Here is a 25,684-nt window from a genome sequence, read left to right on the forward strand (position 1 = left end):
CCGCGAGCGCGGATCGCCGCCAGCCACGGACGAGACGTGGCGGGCTACGACGCGGTGGCGACGCCGTGAACGCGTGCGTTCAGCTCGCCGATGGCCGCCTCTGACTCGGCGTTCTCGACCAGGAACACCCACCTGCTGACGTACGCGAGCTGCGGGCCGTCAGCCTCGAAGCAGCCCACGCATCGAGCGCCGAGAATCACGGACGACCCGCCGTGTACGAACTCGAAGGCCATCGGCATTTGCAGCAGCACGGCGGCGTCGGTCTCGATGTCGAAACCCGCTGGCGTCAAGTTGCGGCAGCGCAGCACGCGGAGCGGCCGTCCGATGGCCGTGAGGCGGAGGCACTCGAGACCGGCCATGGCGCGGCGAGCAGATGTGTCGTGCATGTCGACGTCCTGCCCTTGAAGTAGGCAAGCGGCGTGCCTGCGTCGACGTTGAGCGGTCCGGCGGCCCAGGTGACGAGCTGCCGCCGGCGCCCGCGGAATACTCCACGGGCGCGCGGAAACTGCAGCGATCGGTCGGCGCGTCGGCCGACCGGCGCGGCCAGCGGACGCCGATACCGGGGTTGTCGTGCCACTTGGCGCCCGGCGGACGCGTGCGGTGGCCTTGGTCCACATCTGGACGGCTGCCGCGCCAGGAGCACGGGCGGAGGTCGCCGTCGATCCGCGTGTCGACGACGGCAGCGGGCCACGTCGTCGCACCCGTCAAGGGCGAGATCGAACGTACCGTCGGCGCCCTCGTCGATGGATCTCGAACGCGGTGCCGGGGTGTCGACGCCGAGCGCGCGCGGCACGGCGATCGCCTCGTGGCGAACGGCAGCCGTCTCTTCAGTTGATCTCCTAATGGAATGTGCTGTAGCCTGCAGTCGGATGGCTAATGAAGCCGCGCGGCTGCGGACGAAGCCCCGGGTCGCCGAGGCGCTGGACGTCCTCGTGCTGCACCTGCTGGAGCGATCCGGGCCGCTGCACGGCTATCGGATCGCGGCGCTGCTCGAGCGGGTCGTCGGACCAGAGGATGCCACGTTCGATTTGCCCACGCTGTACTCGGCGATCCTGCAGCAGAAGCAGCGAGGGCTGCTGAGCGCCACGTTCGCCGAGTGCGAGGGCCGCAGGGTCAAAACCTACGCCATCACCGCGCGAGGGCGCCGATACCTGAAGAGCGCGCGCATCGCATGGGAACGAAGCGCATCGCTGCTCGGCGGCCTGCTCGAGGAGCAGCGGAGGCAGCGCCGTGAGCTGGAGCTCGCTCGAGAGGTCCAGACCCATTTCTTCTCGTCGCTCGCCCCGGCGGCGAGCCTCGGGCTCGACGTCGCCGGACGCTATCGCCCGGCGCGTCACGTCGGCGGCGACTACTACGACATCATTCGGCTGTCGGACACGGCGGTCGCGCTGACCCTGGGCGACGTGGCGGGCAAGGGCCTGTTCGCCGCGCTGCTGATGGCCACGCTCAGGGCGTTCGTGCGCAGTCAGCGGAGCGGCGCCGAGCAGCTCGGGGCGCTCATGTCGCGGCTCAATCATCTGCTGCGCGAGAGCTGCCCGCGCGATCGATTCGCGACCCTGTTCTACGCCGTGTACGAGTCGACCGGTGCCGACCTCGTGTACGTGAACGCCGGACATCACCCGCCGCTGCTGCTCGATCCGGCCGCCGGCGCAGGCCTCCTCCGTCTCGATCGCGGCGGCCCCGTGCTCGGGCTCCTGCCGAACTGCACGTACGAGACGGGGAGCGCGCCCTTCGCCGCAGGAAGCGTGCTGGTTGCCTACACCGACGGCGTGACGGAGGCTTGCGACGCGAACGGATCGGACTGGGGAGAAGAGCGGTTGGCTGCGGCCATCCGCCGCGGGTGCACGGCGTCCGCCGATGCGCTCGCCGACTGGCTGTTGTCGGACGTGACGCGATTCATGGCAGACGGACATCAAGAGGACGACATGACCTTACTCGTGGCTCGCAGAGTCGGCGCGGTGGACGAGCGATGACGCCGCAAGAGAGGAGCAAGACGGAAGTGCTGCACGGGACCCTCGATCTCATGGTCCTGCAGACGTTGGCCACGCTCGGGCCGCTTCACGGGTACGCGATCGCCGCGCGGCTCGAGCAAGTGTCGTCCGGCGCCCTTCGTCTCAACATGGGCTCGCTCTATCCGGGTCTCGTCCGGCTGCAGCAACGCGGGCTCGTGCGCGCGCGCTGGGCGGTCACCGAGAACAACCGGCGCGCACGGTTCTACGAGATCACCGCCAGCGGACGCCGGCAGCTCGCCACCGAGAAGGCCGAGTGGCATCGCATGACCGACATCATGCGGAGCCTGTTGGAGCCGGAACGCTGAGCGGCGAGCAGCACCTGGGGGATGGACACCATGGGCACACTGCGCGAGTGGGTCAGCCGGCTCTGGGGCGTGCTGTCGCCCGACCGGCCGGATCGGGAGCTGGAAGAGGAGCTGCGGCAGCATCTCGAGTTCGCGGCCGAGGACGCCCGCCGTCGCGGGCAGACGTCCGAGCGCGACGTGCGGGCGATTCGGTTGCGCGCCGGCGGAATCACGCAGGCCATGGAAGCGGTGCGCGCCCAGCGCCGCATCCCGACGATCGAGTCCGTCGTGCGCGACGTGCGGTACGGCCTGCGGCAGCTTCGGCTCAGCCCCGGCTTCACGATCGTGGCCCTGCTGTCGCTGGCGCTCGGAATCGGCGCCAACTCGGCGATGTTCCAGTTGCTCAATGCGGTTCGGCTGCGCCCGCTCCCGGTCGCCCGGCCCGCGGAACTGGCGGTCGTGACGCGCTCGGGCTCGTTCTACGGCGCCGGCTGGTCGACGGGGCGCAACGAGTCGTTCACGTTCGCCCAGTACCAGGAGATCTCGCGGCGCCAGCAGGCGTTCTCGGGCCTGCTGGCGTTCAGCACGCGGCGCTTCAACCTGAGCAGCGGTGGCCAGGTGCGCTACGCGGAAGGTCTGTACGTGAGCCCGAACTTCCTCGAGGTCCTGGGCGTGAGGCCCCAGCTCGGCGCCTGGCCGGCCGACGTCGACCCGCGCGACTGCGGGCGCGAGGGCGTGCTCTTGAACGATGGATTCTGGCGACGGGAGTTCGGCGCCGATCCTGGCGTGATCGGCCGCACGATGACGCTCGACGGACGACGGCTTCCCGTGCTCGCGGTCGCGCCGCCGGCATTCTACGGCGTCGAGCCCGCCTATCGCTTCGACATCGCGGTGCCGCTCTGCGCCGACGCCGGCGCTGACCGGGAGAGCCGCCTCTCCCTGAAGTGGGCCTGGTGGCTCACGATGATGGGCCGGCTCGAGCCGGGCTGGACGGTGGAGCGCGCCGCGCGTCACCTCCACGAGATCTCGCCGGCGGTCTTCGCGGAAACCGTGCCCGAGACGTACCGGCCCGACGTGGCGGCGCGCTATCTCGAGAACCGCCTGGGCGCCGCGTCGGCGCAGGCCGGCGTGTCGTCGCTGCGCGAGCAGTACGAAGGCGCGCTCTGGATCCTGCTGGGCATGACCGCGCTCGTCCTGTGCATTGCGTGCGCGAACCTGGCGAATCTGCTGCTCGCGCGCGCGGCCGCCCGCGAGCGCGAGGCCGTGCTGCGCCAGGCGCTCGGCGCCTCTCGCGGCCGCCTCGTCCGCCAATTGATGTGCGAGAGCCTGATCCTCGCCGTCGCCGGCGCTCTCATCGGCACCTGGTTCGCACACGCCTCGAGCCGTGCGCTCGTCGCGTTCCTCAGCGGGTCCGAGGGCGGCCTCTACCTCCCGATCGATCTCGACTGGCGCGTGTTGGGATTCACGATCGCCCTCGCCGGCGGGACGTGCGTGCTGTTCGGCCTCGGGCCCGCCCTGCGGGCGACGCTCGTGAGCCCGGCGAGCGTGATGCACGGCGGCCGCGGCCCGACGTCGCTGGCCGACCGCCACACGTTTCGCCGAGGCCTCGTGGTCTTCCAGGTCGCGCTGTCGTTCGTGCTCCTCTCCGGCGCCCTGCTGTTCGGCCGAAGCCTGCGGAATCTGACGACGGCCGAAACCGGCATGGTGACGGAGGGTGTGCTCGCGGCCACCGTCACGACAGAGGCCGACAAGGGGCGGCGGCCTCTCCTGTTCAACGACATCGAAGACCGGGTTCGGCGCCTCCCCGACGTCGCGGCGGCCGCCATCGTGCTCTATCCGCCCTTCTCGCCAGCCGGATGGAACCAAGAGGTCTACGTCGGATCGGACAAGGCGAAGACGGCGCTCGCGTGGCTCAACCGCGTCAGCCCGCACTACTTCGAGACGATGGGCACGCCGATTGTCGCCGGGCGCGACTTCTCGGCGCAGGATCGCGCCGGCACGCCGAACGTCGCCATCGTCAACCAGGCCTTCGCGCGCGCCGTGTTCGGCGACGCGAACCCGATCGGCGCCCGCTTCGAGTACGAAGCCCAGGCCGGCGAGCAGGACCCGGTCTTCACCGTCGTCGGGCTCGTCGGCAACACGAAGTACGGCGCGATCCGCGAGAGCACGCGGCTCATCGCGTTCCTTCCCGTTGCGCAGGACGTGCCGATGTCCGATCGGCTCACCGTCGTGCTGCGGGCGCGCGGCGCGATGAGCAGCGCGCAGGCGGGCGTCGAGCGCGAAGTCGCATCGGTCGATCCACGGGCGCTGATCGAGTTCAAGCCGCTCGACGTGCAGATCGCCGACTCGCTGGCCCGCGAGCGGCTCGTCGCGAGCCTGTCAGGCGGGTTCGGCGCGCTGGCCGTCGTGCTCGCGACCCTGGGACTCTACGGCGTGATGGCGTACATCATCGCGCGGCGCCGCTCCGAGATCGGTGTCCGCATGGCGCTCGGCGCCGGCCGTGTCGACATCCTCGCGCTCGTGTTCGGCGAGGCGAGCCGCCTGATGGTGATCGGCATCGTCCTGGGCGTCGGCGGCAGCCTCCTCGTCCTGCGCTCCGCTACGTCCCTGCTGTTCGGCCTGTCGCCCACCGATCCGGCAACGCTCGCAATCGCGGCCGTGTGCCTGGCCATCACCGGCCTCATCGCCGTGCTCTTGCCCACGAGGAACGCCGTCCGCACGGATCCCGCGGTGGTGCTGCGCGGAGACTGACACGACGCGGCACTCCGTCTGCCGCAACGTCGCGGTGCGAGGACGACGCGCGCCGATCCGGCTGGAGGACGAGCGCTCGGACGCGCGCCAATCGACGCCGCGGTCGGCTGCATGGACATGCACCGCCGCTGCATAGAAATGCGTTCATTGTGTCGCGTGCGGTTTTCAACGATTCTTTCCCCAATGAATGCCTGACAGCGCATCTCGATCTGCCGCTGCGACGTCGTCATTGAGGTACCCATGAATTTCCGTGTCGGACTCATCGCCGCCATCACCGTGAGCGCCGCGTCCTCGCTCGTGATCGCCAATCGCAACTTCGCTCCCGACTGGACGTTCACGGGGGCGAACCTCACGGCGTTCCGCACCGTGGGGCACGCGACATGGAAAGCGGCCAACGGCGAGATCGTCGGCACGCCGACCTCGCCGGAGGGCGGGTGGCTCGTTCTCGACAAGAAGCTGCAGGACGTTCAGTTCGCCGCCAACGTACGCTGCACAACGGACTGCGCGGCCGGCGTCATGCTCCGCGCCGAGCAGACGGCGAGCGGGATGAGCGGCGTGTTCGTGCCCTTCGGCAAGACCGAAACGGCCGCGTTCGCGATCACGGTCGACCCTGACGGCCGTGAGCTGACGCGCGAAGCGCTCGGCAGAGCCGGCGGCATGGTTCGCGTCGTCGCCGCTCCGGCCGCGGGTGGCCGTGCCGGCGGTCCGGGCGGATTCGGCGGGGCCGGTGGCGCCGGCGGTCCAGGCGGCGTGGCTCCGCCGGCTGGCGCTCGAGGCGGAGGGGATGCGGGAGGACCGGCCACTGCAGGCCGCGCGGGCGCCGCGCCGGGCGGTGCCGGACGCGCCGGCGGAGGACGCGGTGTCGGCGGAGGCGGCCTTCCCGAGAACGCCCCATACACGCGGCCGACGTACACCTACAAGCCGGGCGAATGGAATCCCCTCGAGATCCTGCTCGACGCGAACAACATGCGCGTGTGGTTCAACGACGGTCCCGAAGGCGGCGTGACCACGGGCCGGGTGGACGACGAGACGGCGCGGTACGGGGCGGTGGCGCTCTACGTCGGCGGCAGCGGCGAAGTGCGGTTCAAGGACGTCGAGCTGAAGGATCTCGGCAATCGCGCCGAGCCGAAGGAAGCGGTCGGCGCTGGATTCCGCATGCAGCGGCTGAACGACTGGTACTACGCCTGGTCGGCGTCGGCGGGCGACGTCAACCACGACGGCGTCATGGACATCGTCGCGGGGCCGTTCTTCTGGCTCGGGCCGAGCTTCGAGCAGGCGCGCGAGATCTACGTGAGCCAGACGTCGAACGTGTCCAATCAGTACACGCCGGCGATGATCAACTTCGTGTACGACTACACGGGCGACGGTTGGCCGGACGTGCTCGTCACCGAGAGCCGCCCGCTCGTGCTGTACGTGAACCCGCGCGGCGAGCCCCGCCGCTGGGATCGGTTTCCTGCCGTGTCGGTCTCATCGGAGACCGTCGTGTTCAAGGACGTGGATGCCGACGGCCGGCCGGATCCGGTCTACATCGGCGGCGGGATGGTGAACTACGCGACGCCCGATCCGAGCGACGCGACCAAGCCCTGGATCGTCCATCCCGTCTCGGGCGGCGGCTTCACCGTGGTCGCGCAGCATGGGGTCGGTGTCGGCGACATCAACGGCGACAAGCGCGCCGACATCGTCTCGCCGTACGGCTGGTGGGAGCAGCCGGCGCAACGCGATACGGGACCGTGGCCGTACCATCCGGTCGCGTTCGGCCGGTGGCCGCGGGCCGGCGGCAGCCCGGGCGGCGGCGAAATGGGCGTCTACGACGTCAACGGCGACGGTCTCACGGACGTCGTCGCCGCGCTCGAGGCGCACGGCTGGGGCCTCGCGTGGTTCGAGCAGAAGCGGGACGCTTCCGGTGCGATCGCGTTCGTCCAGCACATGATCATGGACGACTATTCGGCGAAGAACGCGGGCAACGTCACGTTCTCCGAGCTCCACGCGTCGACGTCGGCCGACATGAACGGCGACGGGATCCCCGATTTCATCGTCGGCAAGCGCGTGTTCGCGCACAACGAGAGCTACAACGATCCCGATCCGTACGGGCCCGGAGTGCTCTATTGGTACCAGACCGTGCGGAATCCGAAGGCCCCCGGCGGCGCGGAGTTCGTGCCGCACCTGATTCACAACCGATCGGGCGTCGGCTCGGCGCTCAGCGCGGTCGATGTCAACAAGGACGGCGCGGTCGACGTGCTGACCTCGACGAATCGCGGCACGTTCGTCTTCTTCGGCACGCCGAGGAGCGGCGCGCGCGGACGTGGGGCGGCCGCCGGCCGATGATCCGCCCGGACCACCGACCGATGAGGAGCCTCCGCATGATCATGACGTCGTCCAAGTGGCGAGCGGCCGCGCTCGTCGCGTTGTTGTCGGCGGGCCTGGCGTTGGCCCAGACCACGGCGCCGTCCGCCGAGGTTTCGGCGGACAACCACGTCACGTTCCGCCTGTACGCTCCCGACGCGGGGGACGTCCGCCTCGCGGGCAACTGGCCTGGCGGCACGAACGTGGCGATGACCAAGGATGCGCAGGGCGTCTGGTCGGTCACCGTCGGGCCGCTGACGCCAGAGCTCTGGTCCTATCGCTTCGTGGTGAACGGCGTGCCGGCCGTCGACCCGCAGAACGGCAACGTCACACGCGACGGCATTCGCGTCGAGAACATCCTCCTCGTGCCGGGTGCGGAATCCGCGCTCTACCAGAACCGCGACGTGCCCCATGGGACCCTCGCGGGCGTGTGGTACGAGTCGCCGACGCTGAAGATCCGGCGGCGGATGCAGGTGTACACGCCGCCCGGCTACGAGACGTCGCAGACGCAGTACCCGGTGCTCTACCTGCTCCACGGCTACGGCGGTGACGAGAACGAGTGGACCGGCCTCGGCCGGACGGCGCAGATCATGGACAACCTGATCGCCGCCGGTCGCGCGCTGCCGATGATCGTCGTGATGCCGAATGGCCACGCCGCCGAGCGGATGGCTCCAGGGACCGGCCCGGTCGAAGGGCAGACGCCTCGTCCGCAGCCGGCGGTCGGCCCGCCCGCCGCCGCTCCGCCTGCTGCCGCGGCGCCGGCGACGGCCGCGACGCGCGGCATGGTGCTCGGCGGGACGTATCCGGACAGCTTCATGACGGACGTGGTGCCGTTCGTGGAGCGCAGCTACCGCGTCGCGCCTGGGCCTGGCAATCGCGCGGTCGCCGGCCTCTCGATGGGCGGCATGCACACGTTGGCGATCTCGACGGCCAATCCGGGCGCGTTCCGCTACATCGGTATCTTCAGCCACGCATCTCGCATCGATGACGCCGTCATCCCACGGCTCGAAGCGCTCCGTGCCGCAGCGCCTGGTCTCGTCTACATGGCGGTCGGCGTGGACGACTTCCTGCTCGAGAACTCGCGCGCGTTGCTGCAGCGGATGAAAGGCGTGGGGCTCACGCCCATGTACCGCGAGACGCCTGGCGCTCACACGTGGTTCGTCTGGCGCCAGTATCTCGCCGACTTCGCCCCACGGCTGTTCCGCTGATCGCGCGGCGCGCGAACTCTGGTCCACCGCGCGCAGCCGACTCGTCCACGCTGCTACATCGATAGGGGCCGCGGTTCGTCAGACTCGCGTGTCCCACGGTGACGCTCCGAGCGGAGTCCACTCGGGAAGGTCATCATCCGTCCGAAATGGTGCCGTCCCGTCGGTCGGCGTGTCAGCCCGTTGGTCGGCAGACGGCCGGCAATTTCGCGTCCACAACGCGAAATCGCTCGGGTGTCCTGGCTCTTGTCTTGGTTGGTGCGGAAGGAGAGATTCGAACTCTCACGGTCTTGCGACCGCCAGCCCCTCAAGCTGGTGCGTCTGCCAGTTCCGCCACTTCCGCAGGGAGGTTGGACGTTCGTCGCGCACCGGCGGGCGCGAGCACATCAGTATACCTCGGCGCCAGACGGTCGCGAGCGGCCGCGTGGCGCCTCAGTTCGAGTCTGCCGTCCCGTCGCTGGGGTCTGACCCAAATCGCAGCACGTGGCCATCAGGATCGGTGACTCGCATCTCGACTGCCCACGGGAAGTGCTCAGGCGGTTGGACGATGAACGCGCCGCGAGCCTGATACTCACGGTGAAGTGCCTCTACGTTCCCGACTCCGAGCCAGACCCACGTCCCCGGATGGCCTTGATCGCCGAGGGCCAGATAAATCGACGCACCGTCGCGTGTCACACAGGCGAACTCGTCGCCGCTCCATTCCTCGTTCGTGAAGCCCAGAGCTTCCTCGTAGTAGCGGATGCTCCGCGCCATGTCATCGACGCGCAGAATCGGGCTCGCATGCTCGAACTTCGTCTGATTCATCCCGTGCTCCTGCAAACCGCGACGCTACCGGCGGCCGCAGCATGGCGTGCGCGGCGGCAGCCGCAAACCGACGGGCGCCACTCGGCGCCGGTCCGGGCGGACGCTCGTGACGCTCAACGCCGCGACATGAACCCGCGGATGGAGAAGGCCGCGGCCATCCCGAAGCAGATCAGAATCCCGACCCACGGCGCGACGACCGAGACGACGAACGCGGTGGCATAGGCGAGCGGCCCCCACCGGTACTGCGCCGACATCGCCTGCACCTCCGCCTCCATGTGGCCGGGCGTGAGCAGGCGGCCTCGCCGGATCGCGTGGCGCCACACGCCGGTGAACGCCAGCGCGCTGAGCAGACCGTGCCCCGAGTAGACGATGGCGGCGAGCCGCAGTTGCTCGTGCGTGCCCTCGCCCATGTACTCGGCGAGGAGCGCGGTCGGGAACGGCACGAACGTGACCGCCATCAGCAGGAGCCCGTTCCAGAACAGGAACGCATCGTCGGATCGCCGGACGACCGTGAAGATGCGGTGATGGTTGACCCACATCACGAGGACGATCGCGAAGCTCATCACGAACGCGAGCAGCGACGGCCAGAGGTGGAGCAACGCGCCGCCGAGATCGAAGGCGGCGGCCTCGTCGGCCGGCGGCCGTGGCACCCGGATGTCGAGGATGAGCAGCGTGATCGCGATGGCGAAGACGCCGTCGCTGAACGCCTCGATGCGGCCGGTTTCCTTCTCCGGGACGGCAGGCGGGGACGGACCACTGGCGTGCGGTGATGACGGCATGGCCGCGCATTCTACGCGGGATGAAGCCGGCGTGCACTCGCCGCGCGACATCGGCCGCCGCCTCGCACGATGGCATTTGACGCAGGCGCGCCGCGGTGTTCATGATCGGTGCGGTGGCCGATGGGATCGACTCCAATGCGTGAGCGCCGGGTTCGGGTGGCTGGATCGAGCTTGCTGGTGGCGGCGTTCCTGCTGGTTGGCCCGCGGCCCGTGCTCGCGCAGCTTCCGGACGGGCCGGGCAAGGAGACCGTCGTCAAGGTGTGCGGCGTGTGCCACGACCCGGCGATCGCGGCGTCCATCAAGCTCACGCGCGACGGCTGGCAGACGACGATCGGCGACATGGTCTCGCGCGGGGCGAAGGCCAGCGACGAGGATCTGAACGCGATCCTCGATTACCTCAGCCGCCACTTCCTCGGCGAGGCCGACAAGCCGCTGAACATGAACCTGGCCACGGCCGTCGAGCTCGAGAGCGTGCTCGAGCTGCTGCGGAAGGAAGCGGCGGCGCTCATCGCCGAGCGCGAAAAGCGCAAGGGATTCACCTCGATCGACGACCTCAAGAACATCCCCGGCGTGCCGTTCAAGAAGATCGAGGCGAAGAAAGATCGGCTGGTCTTCGTCATCTTGCCGCCGAACCCGCCGTCCTCGCCGTAGCCGTCAGTGCTCCATCGGCACGCCGAACGCGTAGAGACGGTTGTCGTACGTCACCAGGTACACCTGGCCGGCGGCCGCGACGATGCCGCCGCGCACGAACGAGCGGATCGTGAGCCCGCTGTTCCAGAGCTCCTTGCCGCTGGCACCGTCGAGCGCGTAGAGCACACCGTTCGTCGAGCGTGACGCGCGCGCGGCCGCGCTCATCTCGCCAGCCGGCCGGTGCTCGCCGCTCGCGGCCACGAACACCAGGCCATTGACGACGGTCGGCGGCGTTGGCGCCGGGACGTTGCGCGAGCGCCACGCCGGTTCGACGGCGAGCGTGCCTCCCTTCTCGACGAGCCTGAAGGCGACGACGCTGCCGGCCGCGGCGACGCCGTTGCCGGCGAACGCGGCGCCGCCAGCAGGCGCCGCGCCCGACGTCGCGAGAATCCACTGCGTGCTGGCGTCCTGCCACGTCGCCAGTCCCGGCATGGCGCCGGGCGCGGTGAACGCGTCGCTCACGGCCACGGCGGTGCGATGGTCGGCGCCGCCGAGCGCCGCGGCATCGAGCAGGTACAGCTTGCCGTCGCTCGCCGTGACGGCGACGAGGTCGCGGTTGCCGCGGCGTACAACGATCGGCGGCGACGTGAGCTCGAGGCCCGGCACCGAGAACCAGTTCTTCACCGTGAGCGTCTCGCGGTCGAGCGCGACGACGGCATGGGCATGGCGCGCGACCGGCGCGGCGGACGCGGAGAGCACGGTGGCGCGCCGCACCGGTTCGGCGCCGAGCGTGACGAACAGCGTGCCGTCGGCGGCGAACGCCGGCGTGCCGCCGCCGACGAAGTCGGCGCCGCCCGTCTCCCACTTCGTCACCTTGTGTTCCGGCGTCGTCGTGTCGAGGGCCCAGATCGCGTTCGGCACGGCGCCGCAGTCGTGCGAGGTCGTCGTGTAGACGACGCCGTCAATCCAGATCAGCGCGGAGGCACGGACGTCCGGCGGCAGGAACGGGATCGGCGCGGCGGCTTCGCTGCCGTTGCTCGCGCGCAGCGTGCGCAGCAGGCCGTCGCTGCCGACGGCGTAGATGGGGTCCACGCCGCCGAACGGCACCGGCGGGACGGCGGCGCGGGCGCCGCGCGCCGGCCCGGCCGGCGGCGGCGCGGCGGGGGCCGGGCCGCGCCCGCGCTGCTGCGCCAGCACGGCCGCGCCCTGTCCGGGCTCGCCGACGGCGCTGCCGCTCCGCGCGCCGCGCCCGCCGCCCCCGCCCCGGCCGAAGGCCGAGGGCGCCAGGTTCGTGCGGCGCGTCGGCGTCGCCGTCAGGCCGCCAGGGCAGAGCCACGTGCTCGGCGGCTGGCCGCCGGTCGCGGCCGAGTAGGTGAGGTGCGCCGTCCAGTAGGGCCGGTTCAGGTCGGTGTCGATCGCGAACACGCGGTCGGCGCTGCCGCCGACGAACGCGAGCGCCTTGAAGCCGCGATAGCCGATCAGCCGGTCGAGGATCACCGGCGGCGTGAGCGCGTTGAGCTGGCGCGTCTCGTTGTCGAGCTCGGCGCGCCACAGGAACTTGAAGTTGCCGCTCGTGACGGCGTCCTTCGTGAGGCGCTCATCGGCCCGGACCCACGCGGTCTGCTGCGCGTCGAACCGGCTCGTCGTCCACTCGCCGCCCTGGCCGCGCACGGCCATGGCGGAGGCGAGCGTGAGGACGGCGGTCAACGGCAGCGTCAGCGGCATTCGCGTCATCGAACGGTTCTCCCATGCACGTCGGGCCGGCCGGCGCCTCGGGCAATGGCGCCGGCGACGACCCGCGCGCGCCGGTTACGGCCTGATCCCGAAGCAGTACAACTTCCCGTCGTAGGTCCCGATGTACACGCGGCCGTTCGCCATCGACAGGCTCGTGAAGTGGTTGAACGACGTGATCGTGTCGCCGCTCGACCACAGCGTCTCGCCCGTCTTCGCGTCGAGCGCGTAGAGGACGGCGTGCGTCGAGCGGGCGATGCGATTGGCGGCCGTGTTGTAGGCCAGCCCGATGTCGGCGGTCGCCTGCGTGCCGTCCTCGCCGCTGCCGTAGCCGAAGACGACGCCGTTGGCGACGAGCGCGGGGTCAGCCATGTTCATGTCGCGCGACAGCCAGGCCGGCGCCAGCCGCACCTCTGTGCCGGCCGTCTCCATCCGGAACGCGGCGATCGCACCGTGCACCACCTCGCCATGCTCGATCGGCGCGCTGAACTTCGAGTGCTTCGGTCCCCAGAAGGGCATCAGGATCCAGCGCGTGCCGTTCGGCTCCTCCCACGTGGCGAGCGCGCCCCACACGCCCGCCGAGGCGAACTGCACTTCCTCGTTGCAGACGAGGGGCGTCCGATATACCGGCGTGCGATGGTCTTCGCCGCCGAGCGCCGACGTGTCGAGCAGCCAGAGACGGCACTCCTTGCTCGACTGGACCGTGTACTCCCGGCCCTTGTAGTCGAACACCGGGCCGGTGACGTTCATGTCGAGATCGCGCTTGCGGAGCCAGTAGGCGTTCGATGGCGCGTACCAGTCGGCGAGCTCCATGGCTTTCGTCAGCGGATTCTGTTTCGCCGCGACGATCGCCTGGCCGTACACCTGCTGGGCCGGGTAGTAGTCGCCGTCGCCGCTGCCCGCGTACACGCGGCCGTCCTTGCCGATCGACGGACCGAGCCTCGGCCACAGTCCGCCGCTGCCGGGATTGAAGCTGCCGACCTTCTTCGTCTCGAGGTCGTACGAGTAGAACTGGTTCGGGTTGCCGCCGCAGCCCTGCGCCGTCGTCGTGTAGAGCACGTTCTCGTGGATGTTGAGCGCGTAGGGCTTGCCGTTCGGCGGCAGGAAGGGTTCGGCGGGCGCGAGGTCTTCGCCGGTCGCGACGTCGAGCTGCCTGAGCCGGCCATCCCAGGAGATGGCGTAGATCCGGTACTTGCCCGGCTGTCCGGCCGGCACGACGAGCGGCGTGGCGGTCAGGCCGCCGGGGCAGAGCGGCCCGTAGCCCTGGCCGTTGGCCGGCGGCGTGAAGGTGCTGTCGAACCGGCGCTTCCAGAGCTGCCGGCCGGTCGCGAGGTCGACGCCGTAGATGTTGTCCGAGACGCCGGCGAGCACGCCGATGTCTCGCGGCCCGCCGGCGGTCGCCACGTCCGGCACGAGCAGCGGCGGAAAGAGATTGTGCATCTGCCGCGGCTCGTTGTCGGTCTGCAGCGTCCAGAGCAGCGTCATGTCGCGGACGGTGGCCGGGCTGATGATCGTCTCGTGCCGCTGCCATGACGTGCGCTGCGGATCGCCGCCGTCCATGAGCCAACTGGCCTTCACCGCCGGCGCGGCCGACTGGCGGCCGTCAGGGGCCGACCCGGCCCGCAGGGACGCGGCCGCGGCGATCGCAGCGGCCACGGCGATGGCGATACGTCTCATCTCTCGACTCCTTCAGGCACGCGACGCATCCGACGACCCAACGTGCGCGCGCGCCCTGGCCTGTCCGAACACATCCGTGCCACGGTACTCACGCGGCGTCCCGATCCGCACGCGACGTCATGACACGTGCACGGCGGCGACTTCGTAATCCACCACCCGCGGGATCGTGAACGTGACCGAGGCCTCGTCGGCCCGGAACGGCACGGCCATCTCGGCCTTGAGCAGCTCGACGCGCGTCACGCGCCGGCCCGCCGAGAGCCGCAGGCGCACTTCCTGCGCGCCGATGGGGAAGAACTCGCGGATCGTCCCTTTGTGCATCGCCGGGTTCGTGTAGTTGAGCACGTGAACGCTGAAACCGGGCCGCGTCTCCCAGACGAACGTCTCGATCACGCCCGGCCCCGCGATCGTCGCGGGCGCGTCATCGTGCGACACCCATCGGACGGCGTTCTGCACGAGCCGCGTGAGGTCCGTGTGGCCGGTGCGCCAGAGCGTCCGCTCCACGTCGCCCGGGAAGTAGGCGGCGCGGCTGCGTCCGTTCTCGCGGAGCACGACGGCCGGCTCGGTCGTGCGCGCCGGATCCGGGTACGACAGCTCGGGCGGATACGCGACGTAGCCGGGCACGACGGTGAGGACCGGTGGATCGGCCGATCCGGTCACGGCGACCGGGATGCGGTACTCGGCGCCGGGCACGAGCGACGTGCCGGTGAACCCCGCGACGAGCGCGTGCGGCCGCTCGATCCGGCCCATGTACGCGTTGCCCGTCGTGCCGACGAGGTCGCCCGCTCTGCGAATGCCGAGGACGTCGGCGAGGCCGAAATCGGCTCGACGTTCGTTCCGCTCGGTGAAGAGGCTCGTTTGGAACGTCGCGAGGAGCGAGCCGCCGCGATCGACGAACGCGCGGATCTGCCGGCACTGCTCGTCGCTGATCACCGCGACGTTCGGCAGGATCAGCGTCGAGTACTTCGCCAGCTCCGGCGCCGACAGCTTGTCCTCGTGGACGAAGTCGAAGAGGAAGCGGCCCTCGAGCAGCGCGTAGTAGAGGCCGCTCATGTGCTGCGCCATCGTCGATCCGGGCGGCGGCTGATGGAACAGGTGCGTGCGCTGCCCCATGACGACGCCGATTGACGCGACCGAGCGGGTGTTGACGAAGTGCTCGTCGTGCCGGGCCATCCAGTTGAAGTACTGCCGTGCCGGATCGAGCGCGCGGCGATCCTCGCCAAGGCCGGTCTCGCCGCCGATGATGTGGTGATACGGCACCATCCCGGACGCGAGCGTCTCGTTCATCCACATCTGCGCTTCGGGAAGCGACTTGTGGACGTTGCGCCAGCGCGGGCTGCCGGTGGACCAGGCGCCCGTCACGTTGGTCGCCATCTTCCCGGACTGCACGGCCTGACAGACGCGCCCCTGCATCGCGCAGCCCCAAATCGGCGCATCGTCGCCGCCCCGTCCCTGGTTGTCGCATTGGAACCACTCGCACAGCTTGCCGAGCTCGACGAGGTTGGCCGAGGAGCGGATGCCGCCGCCCAGGTTCGCGAAGTAGAAGTTCGACGGGTGCTTCTCCTTCGCGATGCCGTCGTACAGCTTCCACAGCATGACGGTCCGCTCGTTGAACGCCTCCCAGTAAGCGAGCGAGCCCGGCGGCGGCAGCGTCCGGCAGACGTCGCACCGGCAGGTGGGGAGCGATCCGAGCGGCGGCCAGGCGTTCGTGAAGAGACCGTCGACGTCGTAGCGCGCGTTGATCTCCTTCATGATCGCGACCATGTAGTCGGTCATGTACGTGGAGAACATGCACGTGCGGAAGAGGCGGGGATCCTCCGTGTGGCGAACGACCGCGCCTTGGGCGTTGCGCTGGAACCACTCGGGATGCGCCGCGACCGCGTCTTCCCAGTTGAGGTCCGGGCTCATGCGCGCGATCACGTGGATGCCGCGCTTCTTCGCCGCCGCGCAGCAGTCGCCGAAGAAGTCGCGCGTGCCGAGGTACTTGCCCTTCCGATGGAACGGGACGTTCGTCTGGTAGAACGCGAGAATGCCCGTGACCGAGACGAGCACGGCGTCCACCTTCAGGCTCGCCCAGTAGTCGGCCCACGCCTCGACGTCGAGCACGAGCGGATCGTGCTCGGTCATGTTGAGCTGGCCGAGCCGGCGGATCGTTCGGGCCCACGGCGTCACGGCGCCCGTGGCGATGGTCTGCGCGCGCACCGCAGCCGGCGCCGCGCTCGACAATGCCGCGGCGGCTGGCAGGATGAGCAGCTCCCGTCGACTGAGATCCATGCGCCCTCCGCGTGTGGGGAGCGCCCATCATACGGCAGGTCGCGCCGATGACAGCGGGTCCGGCGGGGGATAATTCCCCATGCGATGCTGCCACGCACGACGTCGACGGGTCGTCCGCGCCCTCTTTCTCATCGCTGCCGCGGCCGCCTGCGGCTCGACCTCGACGACGACGCCGACCACGCCGGCGCAGGACGTGCGGCGTCCGCGCGTGCTGATGCTCACCGCCACCGCGGGCTTTCGGCACGAGGCGATCGACACCGCGCGGCTCGTGATGCCCGGCCTCGTCGCCTCCACGGGCGCGTTCACGGTGACGATGACCGAGGACCTGGAAGTGCTGCAGGCGGCGACGCTGTCGACCTACGACGTGCTGATGTTCGCGCTGACGAGCGGCGATCTGGCGCTGCGGCCGGATCAGAAGCAGGCCCTGCTCGACTTCGTGCGCGGCGGCGGCGGCTTCATCGGCGTGCACAGCGCCACCGATACGCTTTACGGCTGGCCCGAGTACGGCGACATGCTCGGGGCGTACTTCAAGGAGCATCCCTGGACCCGCCAGGCGACCGTCATCGTCGAGAACACGACGCATCCGGCGACGGCCGGGCTGGGCGCGTCGTTCGCGATCACCGACGAGTTCTACACGTTCCGCGAGAACCCACGCCCGCGAGTGCAGACGCTGCTGAGCCTGGACGCCGCCTCGGTTGGCGCCACCGGCGACTATCCGCTCGCCTGGGTGCGCGAGTACGGCAGAGGCCGCGTGTACTACAACGCGCTCGGGCACTTCGCCGCGACGTGGAGCGACCCGCGGTTCCAGCGCCAGATCAGCGGGGCAATCGCTTGGGCCGGCGCTGGGGCCGCCTCGGGAAACTGAGTCGGTCCCGCGGTCGCCGACAGTCTGGGCGATGCGTCTTCACCGATGTCGAGCGGAAGATGACCGGGCGTGAGGCGCGGTGAAGGCGCAGCACGATCCGGTGGCGGTGCTGGGCGCCGGGATCATGGGCACCTGTACGGCGCTTTGGCTGGCGCGCCGCGGCGTGCCCGCGGTGGTGTTCGACGAAGCGGCCGCGCCGCTCTCGGGTGCCAGCCGCTGGAACGAAGGCAAGATCCATCTGGGATATCTCTACGCCGCCGCGCCGTCGCTCGACACCGCGCGCGTGCTGATTCCAGGCGGCCTCGCGTTCAAGCCGCTCGTCCAGGAGCTCATCGGCGCCGATCTCGAGCCGGCGACCACGGGCGAGGACGACCTCTACCTCGTGCATCGCGAGAGCGTGATCGGGGCCGACGCCGCCGAACGCCACTACGAGTCCACCGCGGCGATCGTGCGAGCGCACGCCGGCGCGTCCGCTTACCTTGCGGACGCGCGCGCTTCGCGCGTCGTCCGCCTGTCGGGGCGTGAGTTGGATCGGCTGGCGGAGGGCGCGATCGTCGAGGCGGGATTCCGCGTGCTCGAACGATCGGTATTCACCGCATGGGTGGCGGATCGGCTCGCGGCGGCGCTTGGCGCCGACCCTCTCGTCTCGCTGGCGCTGGAGCATCGAGTCACCGACGTCGTCTCGGTCACGGGTGACCGCGAAGGTCCATGGCGGGTGCACGCGAACGGCGTCGCCTTCGGTCCGTTCCGCCACGTCGTCAACGCGCTCTGGCACGGACGTCCGGCGATCGATCGGCGCGTCGGAGACTGCGTCGATCGCGCGGTTCATCACCGGTACCGGGTCGCGCTGTTCGTTCGTACCGCCGTCCCGGTGACCGTGCCGAGCGCGATCGTCTGCGTCGGCCCCTACGGCGACGTGAAGAACTACACCGGCCGGGACTTCTACGTGTCGTGGTATCCGGCCGGCCTGCTCGCGAGCGGCGACGGGATCGTGCCTCCGCCCACGCCGCAGATCGATGCCGATCGCCAGCGCGCGATCGTGTCGGACGTCTTCGACGGGCTCGGCCGGATCCTGCCCGGCGTGCGTGAGATTCGCGAACGGGCCACGTCGCTGGCGGTCGAAGGGGGCTGGGTGTACGCCCAGGGCCACGGCACGCTGGACGACCCGCGTTCGACGCTCCACCGCCGCGATCACCTGGGCATCAAGTGGTTCGGCACGTACGCGTCGGTCGACACGGGCAAGTACTCGGTCGCACCGTACCTGGCGCGCGACCTGGCGAGCCGGATCGCCGAAGCCGGCACGGCCCGTCAGGCGGCGCCGCGGTCGTAGGCGCCGGCGCGGCCGCGCGGCCGGGCGAGAGACCGCGCTACGGCACGATTCGGACGTCGAAGACGCCGTTCGCGATCGACATGGTGCTGCCGCCCGTCAGCCCTTGGGGCGAGAGCACGCCGGCGAACGTGCCCGTCGCCCGGCGTCCGTCGATGCTCGTGAACGTGACCGTTCCGACGTCGGTGGCGTGTCCGCCCCACACGCCGGTGACGCCCGGCGCCTGCAGCGTCACGGTCAGCATCGCCTTGCCCGTGCCGTTGCCGAGCGCGTAGGTGACGCCAGCCTGAAACGCCTGCGCGCCGAGCGTGAGGTCGTAGGTCAGGTTGCTCCCGGCGAACCCGAACGTGCCACCGGAGCCGAGCGCGGCGGCGGTGGCGGCGTTCCAGATGGAGCCGTTGATCATCGCGCTGACCGCGCCGCCGCGCTCCTGGCTCACCGTGAATGGGGTCGTGAACGGCACGTCGAACGTCCCGCTGCTGATCGTCTTCGTGCCGGTCGCCGGTGCCGTCGCCGTCGCGGTGAACTGGAACGTTCCGGCGACGCGCGCCGCCGTGAGGCTCGAGATCGTGATCGAGCCGCTCGCCCCGCTCAGCGGCGTGTTCCAGGACGTCGTGCCCTGCGAGAACGTCGCGATACCGCCGGACGTCGAGATGTGATTCACGCCGAGCGGGTACGTGCCGGGCCCGGTCACGTATCCGACGACGATCGTGAGCGTGTCGCCGGCGAGGCCCGCCGTCCGGCTGCCGACGATCGTGAGCCGTCCGGCCTGGTCCGTTTCGGCGCGGGCGGCGGCCGCGCTCGCCCACGCCTGGCCGTCGACGATGGCCGTGATGGTCGCGCTGCCACCGCCGGGTGAGGTCGGCGAGTTGCCGTCCCCGCAACCGGACAGCGACGCGATGGCCGCGGCGGCGAGCGTTCCACGCAGGAGCCTGCGCACGAGCCGTCGAAACGAGAGAGGCGGGCGCATGGTCGTCTCCTCGAGAGGGGAGGGCCCGAGCATAGCTCGAATCGGCGTCGAGGGGCTTTACATCCAGCGCGCTTTCACGCAATCTTCTGCGACGCGTGGACTACGTCGTTGCGGCAATACACGGCTGAGAATCTCGTCGTTCGGCCAGGCGGCGCGAGCGATCCGAACATCATCGTCGAGGTGACGCCGGCCGTGGCCGGCTGGGACACGTTCTCGTTCCAGGCGCGGCGGTTGTCGAGCGGAGAGCGGTGGACGTTCGACACCGGGCCGCACGAGCTCGTGCTCGTCGTGCTCGGCGGCATGCTCGACATCGCGTCCAACCGAGGCGCGTGGGCCGGCGTCGGCGGTCGGGCCCACGTGTTCGCCGGGCTGCCGCACGCGCTGTACTTGCCTCCCCGCACCGCCTTCACGGCGACGGCGACGAGCCCGTGCGAGTTCGCGGTGGCCTGGGTGCCGGCTGAAGAACGCTACGGCCCGCGGCTCGTCACGCCGGCCGACGTCGTGGTCGAGATCCGCGGCGGCGATCAGGCCACGCGCCACATCAACCGGCTGATCTGGCCCGGCTTCCCCTGCGATCGGCTGGTGCTGGTCGAGGTGTACACGCCGGGCGGCAACTGGTCCAGTTACCCGCCACACAAGCACGACGTGCACCGCGCGGCGGCGGACGGCACGCTGCTCGAAGCGGATCTCGACGAGATCTACTACTACAAGATCGATCGCCCGGAGGGGTTCGCCATCCAGCGCGTCTACACGGACGCGACGTCGCCGCTGCAGCAGGCCGGCCTGCCGATCGACGCGACGATGACGGTGAGAAGCGACGACGTGGTGATCGTGCCGGAAGGGTACCACCCGGTGGCCTGTCCCGTGGGCTACACCGCGTATTACCTGAACGTGCTGGCCGGCTCGGCGCAGAGCCTCGCGAACGTCGACGATCCCGATTACGCCTGGGTCACGGCGACGTATCGCGCCGCCGACCCGCGCGTCCCGGTCTACGATGTCGGCCGGCGCTGAGCCGCGATTTCATGGAAAGCGAGCAGGGCATGGCTGACGGCACGACGATCCGACTCACGATGGCGCAGGCGCTCGTGCGGTTCCTGACGCAGCAGCACGTCGAGCGCGACGGCGTCGAGGCGCCGTTCTTCGCCGGATGCTTCGGCATCTTCGGCCATGGCTGCGTGGCGGGCGTCGGCCAGGCGCTCCTGGAACATCCCGAGTTCCCCTACTACCCGGTGCGCAACGAGCAAGGCGCGGTGCACGCCGCGACGGCATTCGCGAAGGTACGGAACCGCCTCCAGGCGTTCGCGTGCCTCTCGTCGATCGGACCAGGGGCGACGAACATGATCACGGGCGCCGCGACGGCGACGGTGAACCGCCTGCCCGTGCTGCTGCTGCCCGGCGACATCTTCGCGCGCCGCAACGTCGCGCCCGTGCTCCAGCAGATCGAGTCGCCCCACAGCCAGGACGGATCGGCGAACGACTGCTTCAAGCCGGTGAGCCGTTACTGGGATCGGATCAACCGGCCCGACCAGTTGGTCACGGCGCTGCCTCAGGCGCTGCGCGTGCTCACGAGCCCGGCCGAAACGGGCGCCGTCACGCTGGCGCTCCCGCAGGACGTGCAGACGGACGCGTACGACTATCCGGCTGCCTTCTTCCGCAAGCGGGTGTGGCGCGTGGGGCGGCCACGGCCCGATCGCGATCTGATCGCGCGCGCGGCCGACATGATCCGGCAGAGCGCGCGACCGATGATCGTCGCCGGCGGCGGGGTGATCTACTCGGACGCGACCGGCCTCCTCGCGCGCATCGTCGGCGACACGGGCATCCCGGTCGGCGAGACGATGGCGGGCAAGGGGAGCCTGCGATGGGATCATCCGCTGAACCTTGGCGCCATCGGCGTCACCGGTACCTTCGCGGCCAACCGCGTGGCCCGCGAGGCGGATCTGGTGATCGGGATCGGCACCCGCTACAGCGACTTCACGACCGGTTCGAAGACGATCTGGCAGCACCCCGACGTCCGGTTCATCAACATCAACGTCACCGAGTTCGACGCCGGCAAGCACCACGGTGTGGCGCTCGTCGGCGACGCGCGCGCCGCGCTCGAAGAGCTGGCGGCGCTGCTCGCCGGCTACACGGTGGACGGGAGCTATCGCGACGCCTGCGAACGCCTGCACGAGGAGTGGGATCGCGAAGTGCAGCGCCTCTACGACGTGCGCCACGCGCCGCTGCCCAGCCAGGGCGAGCTCATCGGTGCCTTGAACGACGCGGCGGGCGAGCACGCGATCATGCTCAACGCGGCCGGCAGCATGCCCGGGGACCTGCACAAGCTCTGGCGCGCCGCGCACCCGAAGCAGTTCCATCTCGAGTACGGCAACAGTTGCATGGGCTACGAGATCGCCGGCGGCCTGGGCGCCAGGATGGCCGCGCCCGAACGCGACGTGTACGTGATCGTGGGCGACGGCAGCTACCTGATGCTCTCGTCGGAGCTGGTGACCGCCGTCCAGGAAGGCATCAAGCTCATCGTCGTGCTCTGGGACAACCACGGGTTCAAGAGCATCGGCGGCCTGAGCCGATCGCTCGGCATGGGCGGGTTCGGCACGCGGTTCCTGCGCAGGCAGGACGGCGTTCTGCCAGGCGACGGCGCGGCTGACGTCGCGCCGCTCCCCATCGATTTCGCCATGAACGCGCGGAGCCTCGGCTGCCACGTGATCGAATGCCGGACGTACGACGAGTACGTCGCGGCGCTCGCGGCGGCCAGAGACGCGGACCGCACGACCGTGATCACGATCGAGAACGATCGGCTGGTGGGCGTGCCCGACTACGAGAGCTGGTGGGACGTGCCGGTCGCCGAAGTGAGCGGCATTGCCGCCGTGCAGCAGGCGCGGCGGACGTACGAGGCGATGCGCAGCAAGGAACGGCACTTCCTATGACACGGCCACGGATCGCGAACGCCCCCTGTTCGTGGGGCACGCTCGAGTTCGAGGGGCTCGAGGGCGAGCGCTACGGATACGAACAGATGCTCGACGAGCTGGCCGACACCGGCTACGTCGGCACCGAGCTGGGCGACTGGGGGTTCATGCCCACCGAGCCCTCCGCCCTCCGGTACGCGCTCGAGAAACGGCGGCTCGCGATGGTCGGGGCGTTCGTGCCGGTCGCGCTGAAGCACCGCGAGCAGCACGAAGCGGGCGTGGCCGACGCGCTTCGCTATGCGATGCTGCTCGCGAGCGTCGCGGAGACCGGGCCGGGCGCGTGGTCGCCCGTCGTCGTCCTTGCGGACAACAATGGCGGCGATCCGGTCCGCACGGCGAACGCAGGCCGCGTCACCGAGGCCATGGGCCTGAGCGACGCCGAGTGGACCGTCTTCGCCGACGGCGCCGAGCGCGTCGCCCGCACGGTCAGGGCGGAGACCGGTCTGCGGACCGTCTTTCATCACCACTGTGCCGGCTACGTGGAAACGCCGGCCGAGGTCGATCGGCTGATGGCGCGCACCGATCCGTCGCTCCTCGGGCTGGTGTTCGACACCGGCCACTACCTGTACGGCAGCGGCGGGACCGATCCCGGCGTGGTGGACGCCGGGCTCGATCGGCTCGGCGATCGAATCTGGCACGTGCACTTCAAGGACTGCGATCCGGAAATCGCCCGGCAGGCGCGGCGCGATGGCTGGGACTACTTCGCCGCCGTGCGCCGCGGCCTCTTCTGCGAGCTCGGCCGGGGCAACGTCGACTTCCCAGCAGTGAAGGCCTGGCTGGGTCGGCGCGCCTTCAGCGGCTGGATCGTCGTCGAACAGGACGTGCTGCCCGGCATGGGCGCGCCGGCCGAGAGCGCGCGCCGCAATCGCCAGTATCTGAGGACGATTGGCCTCTGACGTTCGGCGCGAGCTGGACCGCAACGCACGAGGATTCCAGCGCTCTCAGGTTGAGCGGTGAGCAACGACGTGACAGGTCGCGATCCGATCGTGTGGAGGTGAGGACGCATGACGACGGCAGTGAAGATCGGGGTCATCGGGGCGGGGCGGATCGGCAAGGTGCACGCCTCGACGGTGGCGTATCGCGTGCCAGGCGCGCGCATCGCGGCGGTCGCAGACGTCGATCTCGCCTCGGCTCAGGCGCTCGCCAGCCGGCTGCAGATTCCCCGTGCGACCGACCGCGCCGAGGACGTGCTCGGCGATCGCGACATCGACGCGGTCTTCGTGTGCTCGTCGACCAGCACGCATGCGCCGCTCTGCATCGCCGCGGCGCAGGCCGGCAAGCACGTCTTCTGCGAGAAGCCGATTGCGCAGGACCTCGCGGCGATCGATCGCGTGCTCGCCGCCGTCGCCTCGGCCGGGGTGAAGCTCCAGGTCGGGTTCAACCGGCGGTTCGACGCGAACTACCGGCGGGTCCGGCAGGCGATCGAGACCGGCGAGATCGGCACGCCCGCAATCCTCCACATCGTCAGCCGCGACCCGGCGCCGCCGCCGGTGTCGTACGTCAGGACGTCGGGCGGCATGTTCCTCGACATGACGATTCACGACTTCGACATGGCGCGATTCCTCATCGGCGCCGACGTGGAGGAGGTCTACACGAAGGCCGCCGTCACCGTGGATCCGGCGATCGGTGAGGCCGGCGACGTCGACACGGCGGTGATCGCGCTGACGTTCTCGAACGGCGTGATCGGCACCATCGACAACTGCCGCCGCGCGAGCTACGGCTACGACCAGCGCGTCGAGGTGCTCGGCAGCAAAGGCGCGATCAGCACGGCGAACAACTACCCGAACGCCGCGACGATCAGCGACGCCGCGAGCGTGCGCACGGACCTGCCGCTGAACTTCTTCATGGATCGGTACACGGAGAGCTTCGCGGCCGAGATCGCCGCGTTCGTCGACGCCATCCAGCGCGACGCGCCGGTACCGGTCACCGGCCTCGACGGGCGGAAACCCGTCGCCATCGCCCTCGCCGCGATGCGTTCGCTCCGCGACGGCCGGCCAGTGAAGGTGAGCGAGGTCGGCTGACGGCCGAGCCCTTCGGCATGGCGTCTGGCGTGCGCGAAGGGCGCCGCCCGCGCTCCTCCACGTCAACACGCCCGCCCGACACCTGACCGATGCCAACGTTCCGCATACCAGCCGGCGATCCCGGCGCCGCAGGCTTCGAAGGCGGCCGGATCCGCGAGCTGTGCGAACGCCGGGTGCAGATCGGCCGGGCCGGCGATCGTCGCGCGCCCTGTGCGGCGTTCCAGTTCCTCGACGTGGGGAGCGAGCCAGAACCACGCCGCGGAGAGCAGGAGAGATCGGAGCGCGGCGTCTGGTCCCGCGACGCGCTCGAGCGTCGTCACCGCGCGTGCGGCGTGCGCGCGCAGCGCCGTCATCGCCGATGTGGCATCGATGTGACGCCACGCCGCGGTCAAGCCGCCAGGACGGAAGTGATGCCGGAAGTAGAGCGGGGCGGGAACGTGGAGCGCCGGTCCGGCGGCGATGAGGTCGAGGAGGAACGGCTCGTTCGCGAGATAGCCCTGCGCGCCGTGATCGGGCAGGCGAAGATGGCCGGCGCGATCGCGCCGGATGAGGCTTCGCAGCGGCGACCCCCGATGGGGGGCCAGCATGAACGACAACAGGCGTCGCGGCGCCGGCCCCGCGTACTCGCGGCCTCGCGAGAGCTGGTCGGACGCGCCGAAGTGCTGTACGTCCGCGTGGACGCTCGCGGCGTCCGGGGCTGCCTCGAGCGCGGCGACGAGCCTCGCCGCGTACTCGGCCACGATCACATCGTCGTGGAAGTAGACGAAGAAGTACGGCGTTCGGACCTGGTCGATCAGGAAGTTGACGTTGGCGGCCCAGCCGAGCCGGTGCTCCTGCGCGAACACGACGATGCGCGCATCGTCGCGAGCGTGTGCCCTGACGCGGTCGAGCGTTCCGTCCGCGCAGGCGTCGACGGAGACGAGGATGGACACGTGGGGATGCGTCTGGCCGCGGGCGATCCGCAGCGTGCGATCGATGAAATCCGCCGCGGTGTAGGTCGGAATCAGGATCGAGATGTCCGGCATGGCATGTGGTGTCGCGCGGTGACGCC

General features: G+C 70.2%; 20 protein-coding genes and 1 tRNA gene. 12 read left to right on the forward strand and 9 right to left on the reverse strand.

The features are described from left to right. Positions 1-44 precede the first annotated feature (44 nt). On the reverse strand, positions 45-386 hold the full coding sequence (locus tag IT184_13020; protein ID MCC7009724.1) for a hypothetical protein: 342 nt from the start codon (positions 384-386) through the stop codon (positions 45-47). Between the two features lie 483 nt (positions 387-869). Between IT184_13020 and IT184_13025 the strand changes: the two genes are divergently transcribed. The 5 genes from IT184_13025 to IT184_13045 all read left to right on the forward strand — a co-directional run bounded on the left by IT184_13025 (position 870) and on the right by IT184_13045 (position 8,598). Then, complete coding sequence (locus tag IT184_13025; protein ID MCC7009725.1) at positions 870-1,973, forward strand: SpoIIE family protein phosphatase; 1,104 nt, start codon at positions 870-872, stop codon at positions 1,971-1,973. Then, positions 1,970-2,317 carry a PadR family transcriptional regulator gene (locus IT184_13030; GenBank protein ID MCC7009726.1) on the forward strand — a complete coding sequence of 116 codons (348 nt, stop codon included), beginning with the start codon at positions 1,970-1,972 and terminating at the stop codon, positions 2,315-2,317. Before IT184_13025 ends, IT184_13030 begins: the two co-directional genes overlap by 4 nt. A 30-nt stretch (positions 2,318-2,347) precedes the next feature. Beyond that, positions 2,348-5,047 carry an ABC transporter permease gene (locus IT184_13035; GenBank protein MCC7009727.1) on the forward strand — a complete coding sequence of 900 codons (2,700 nt, stop codon included), beginning with the start codon at positions 2,348-2,350 and terminating at the stop codon, positions 5,045-5,047. A gap of 240 nt (positions 5,048-5,287) precedes the next feature. Beyond that, positions 5,288-7,372 (forward strand): VCBS repeat-containing protein, encoded by a 2,085-nt coding sequence (locus IT184_13040; GenBank protein ID MCC7009728.1) that lies wholly within the window; start codon positions 5,288-5,290, stop codon positions 7,370-7,372. Between the two features lie 35 nt (positions 7,373-7,407). Then, positions 7,408-8,598: an esterase gene (locus IT184_13045; GenBank protein ID MCC7009729.1), complete on the forward strand. Its 1,191-nt coding sequence runs from the start codon at positions 7,408-7,410 to the stop codon at positions 8,596-8,598. Positions 8,599-8,851: 253 nt separating this feature from the next. Here the strand turns inward: IT184_13045 and IT184_13050 are convergent. From IT184_13050 to IT184_13060, 3 genes are all read right to left on the reverse strand, one after another. Next, positions 8,852-8,938: transfer RNA gene (locus IT184_13050), tRNA-Leu, on the reverse strand. A gap of 89 nt (positions 8,939-9,027) precedes the next feature. Further along, complete coding sequence (locus IT184_13055; GenBank protein ID MCC7009730.1) at positions 9,028-9,399, reverse strand: VOC family protein; 372 nt, start codon at positions 9,397-9,399, stop codon at positions 9,028-9,030. Positions 9,400-9,512: 113 nt separating this feature from the next. Next, a complete protein-coding gene (locus IT184_13060; GenBank protein ID MCC7009731.1) occupies positions 9,513-10,178 on the reverse strand; it encodes a DUF1211 domain-containing protein in 666 nt (221 codons plus the stop codon). Between the two features lie 135 nt (positions 10,179-10,313). On the opposite strand from IT184_13060, the gene IT184_13065 reads away from it, so the two are divergent. Then, complete coding sequence (locus IT184_13065) at positions 10,314-10,829, forward strand: helix-hairpin-helix domain-containing protein (protein ID MCC7009732.1); 516 nt, start codon at positions 10,314-10,316, stop codon at positions 10,827-10,829. Between the two features lie 3 nt (positions 10,830-10,832). Here IT184_13065 and IT184_13070 read toward each other — a convergent pair whose 3' ends face one another. The 3 genes from IT184_13070 to IT184_13080 all read right to left on the reverse strand — a co-directional run bounded on the left by IT184_13070 (position 10,833) and on the right by IT184_13080 (position 16,487). Next, positions 10,833-12,542, reverse strand: a complete 1,710-nt coding sequence (locus tag IT184_13070) for a PQQ-binding-like beta-propeller repeat protein (GenBank protein ID MCC7009733.1) — start codon at positions 12,540-12,542, stop codon at positions 10,833-10,835. Positions 12,543-12,617: 75 nt separating this feature from the next. After that, positions 12,618-14,216 carry a PQQ-binding-like beta-propeller repeat protein gene (locus IT184_13075; protein ID MCC7009734.1) on the reverse strand — a complete coding sequence of 533 codons (1,599 nt, stop codon included), beginning with the start codon at positions 14,214-14,216 and terminating at the stop codon, positions 12,618-12,620. Positions 14,217-14,333: 117 nt separating this feature from the next. Beyond that, the gene (locus IT184_13080; protein ID MCC7009735.1) at positions 14,334-16,487 is read right to left on the reverse strand and encodes a beta-galactosidase trimerization domain-containing protein; all 2,154 of its coding nucleotides are present in this window, start codon (positions 16,485-16,487) and stop codon (positions 14,334-14,336) included. Between the two features lie 79 nt (positions 16,488-16,566). Between IT184_13080 and IT184_13085 the strand changes: the two genes are divergently transcribed. Continuing rightward, on the forward strand, positions 16,567-17,352 hold the full coding sequence (locus tag IT184_13085; GenBank protein MCC7009736.1) for a ThuA domain-containing protein: 786 nt from the start codon (positions 16,567-16,569) through the stop codon (positions 17,350-17,352). Positions 17,353-17,431: 79 nt separating this feature from the next. Beyond that, a complete protein-coding gene (locus IT184_13090; protein ID MCC7009737.1) occupies positions 17,432-18,682 on the forward strand; it encodes an FAD-binding oxidoreductase in 1,251 nt (416 codons plus the stop codon). Positions 18,683-18,719: 37 nt separating this feature from the next. On the opposite strand, the gene IT184_13095 is transcribed toward IT184_13090, so the two are convergent. Continuing rightward, complete coding sequence (locus tag IT184_13095) at positions 18,720-19,649, reverse strand: hypothetical protein (GenBank protein MCC7009738.1); 930 nt, start codon at positions 19,647-19,649, stop codon at positions 18,720-18,722. A 108-nt stretch (positions 19,650-19,757) separates the two neighbouring features. Here IT184_13095 and iolB point away from each other — a divergent pair, with 108 nt between their 5' ends. From iolB to iolG, 4 genes are all read left to right on the forward strand, one after another. Next, the gene (gene iolB / locus IT184_13100; protein MCC7009739.1) at positions 19,758-20,660 is read left to right on the forward strand and encodes a 5-deoxy-glucuronate isomerase; all 903 of its coding nucleotides are present in this window, start codon (positions 19,758-19,760) and stop codon (positions 20,658-20,660) included. 29 nt (positions 20,661-20,689) lie between these two features. Next, a complete protein-coding gene (gene iolD / locus IT184_13105) occupies positions 20,690-22,573 on the forward strand; it encodes a 3D-(3,5/4)-trihydroxycyclohexane-1,2-dione acylhydrolase (decyclizing) (GenBank protein MCC7009740.1) in 1,884 nt (627 codons plus the stop codon). Then, positions 22,570-23,508: a TIM barrel protein gene (locus tag IT184_13110; protein MCC7009741.1), complete on the forward strand. Its 939-nt coding sequence runs from the start codon at positions 22,570-22,572 to the stop codon at positions 23,506-23,508. Before iolD ends, IT184_13110 begins: the two co-directional genes overlap by 4 nt. Before the next feature lie 108 nt (positions 23,509-23,616). Then, entirely contained in the window at positions 23,617-24,633 is a 1,017-nt protein-coding gene (gene iolG / locus IT184_13115) for an inositol 2-dehydrogenase (protein MCC7009742.1), read from the forward strand. A gap of 62 nt (positions 24,634-24,695) precedes the next feature. Here iolG and IT184_13120 read toward each other — a convergent pair whose 3' ends face one another. After that, positions 24,696-25,658, reverse strand: coding sequence for a glycosyltransferase (locus tag IT184_13120; protein ID MCC7009743.1), 963 nt, complete (start codon positions 25,656-25,658; stop codon positions 24,696-24,698). Between the last annotated feature and the right edge of the window lie 26 nt (positions 25,659-25,684).

This window comes from Acidobacteriota bacterium (assembly GCA_020853395.1).
Taxonomy (GTDB): Bacteria; Acidobacteriota; Vicinamibacteria; order Vicinamibacterales; family SCN-69-37; genus JADYYY01.

Coding starts and splice junctions, on each gene's coding strand:
- IT184_13025 (MCC7009725.1), top strand. CDS start 870: ATGGCTAATGAAGCCGCGCGGCTGCGGACGAAGCCCCGGGTCGCCGAG.
- IT184_13095 (MCC7009738.1), bottom strand. CDS start 19,649: ATGCGCCCGCCTCTCTCGTTTCGACGGCTCGTGCGCAGGCTCCTGCGT.
- IT184_13070 (MCC7009733.1), bottom strand. CDS start 12,542: ATGACGCGAATGCCGCTGACGCTGCCGTTGACCGCCGTCCTCACGCTC.
- IT184_13020 (MCC7009724.1), bottom strand. CDS start 386: ATGCACGACACATCTGCTCGCCGCGCCATGGCCGGTCTCGAGTGCCTC.
- IT184_13030 (MCC7009726.1), top strand. CDS start 1,970: ATGACGCCGCAAGAGAGGAGCAAGACGGAAGTGCTGCACGGGACCCTC.
- IT184_13120 (MCC7009743.1), bottom strand. CDS start 25,658: ATGCCGGACATCTCGATCCTGATTCCGACCTACACCGCGGCGGATTTC.
- IT184_13065 (MCC7009732.1), top strand. CDS start 10,314: ATGCGTGAGCGCCGGGTTCGGGTGGCTGGATCGAGCTTGCTGGTGGCG.
- IT184_13045 (MCC7009729.1), top strand. CDS start 7,408: ATGATCATGACGTCGTCCAAGTGGCGAGCGGCCGCGCTCGTCGCGTTG.
- IT184_13040 (MCC7009728.1), top strand. CDS start 5,288: ATGAATTTCCGTGTCGGACTCATCGCCGCCATCACCGTGAGCGCCGCG.
- IT184_13085 (MCC7009736.1), top strand. CDS start 16,567: ATGCGATGCTGCCACGCACGACGTCGACGGGTCGTCCGCGCCCTCTTT.
- IT184_13110 (MCC7009741.1), top strand. CDS start 22,570: ATGACACGGCCACGGATCGCGAACGCCCCCTGTTCGTGGGGCACGCTC.
- IT184_13035 (MCC7009727.1), top strand. CDS start 2,348: ATGGGCACACTGCGCGAGTGGGTCAGCCGGCTCTGGGGCGTGCTGTCG.
- iolG (MCC7009742.1), top strand. CDS start 23,617: ATGACGACGGCAGTGAAGATCGGGGTCATCGGGGCGGGGCGGATCGGC.
- iolD (MCC7009740.1), top strand. CDS start 20,690: ATGGCTGACGGCACGACGATCCGACTCACGATGGCGCAGGCGCTCGTG.
- IT184_13060 (MCC7009731.1), bottom strand. CDS start 10,178: ATGCCGTCATCACCGCACGCCAGTGGTCCGTCCCCGCCTGCCGTCCCG.
- IT184_13055 (MCC7009730.1), bottom strand. CDS start 9,399: ATGAATCAGACGAAGTTCGAGCATGCGAGCCCGATTCTGCGCGTCGAT.
- IT184_13075 (MCC7009734.1), bottom strand. CDS start 14,216: ATGAGACGTATCGCCATCGCCGTGGCCGCTGCGATCGCCGCGGCCGCG.
- IT184_13080 (MCC7009735.1), bottom strand. CDS start 16,487: ATGGATCTCAGTCGACGGGAGCTGCTCATCCTGCCAGCCGCCGCGGCA.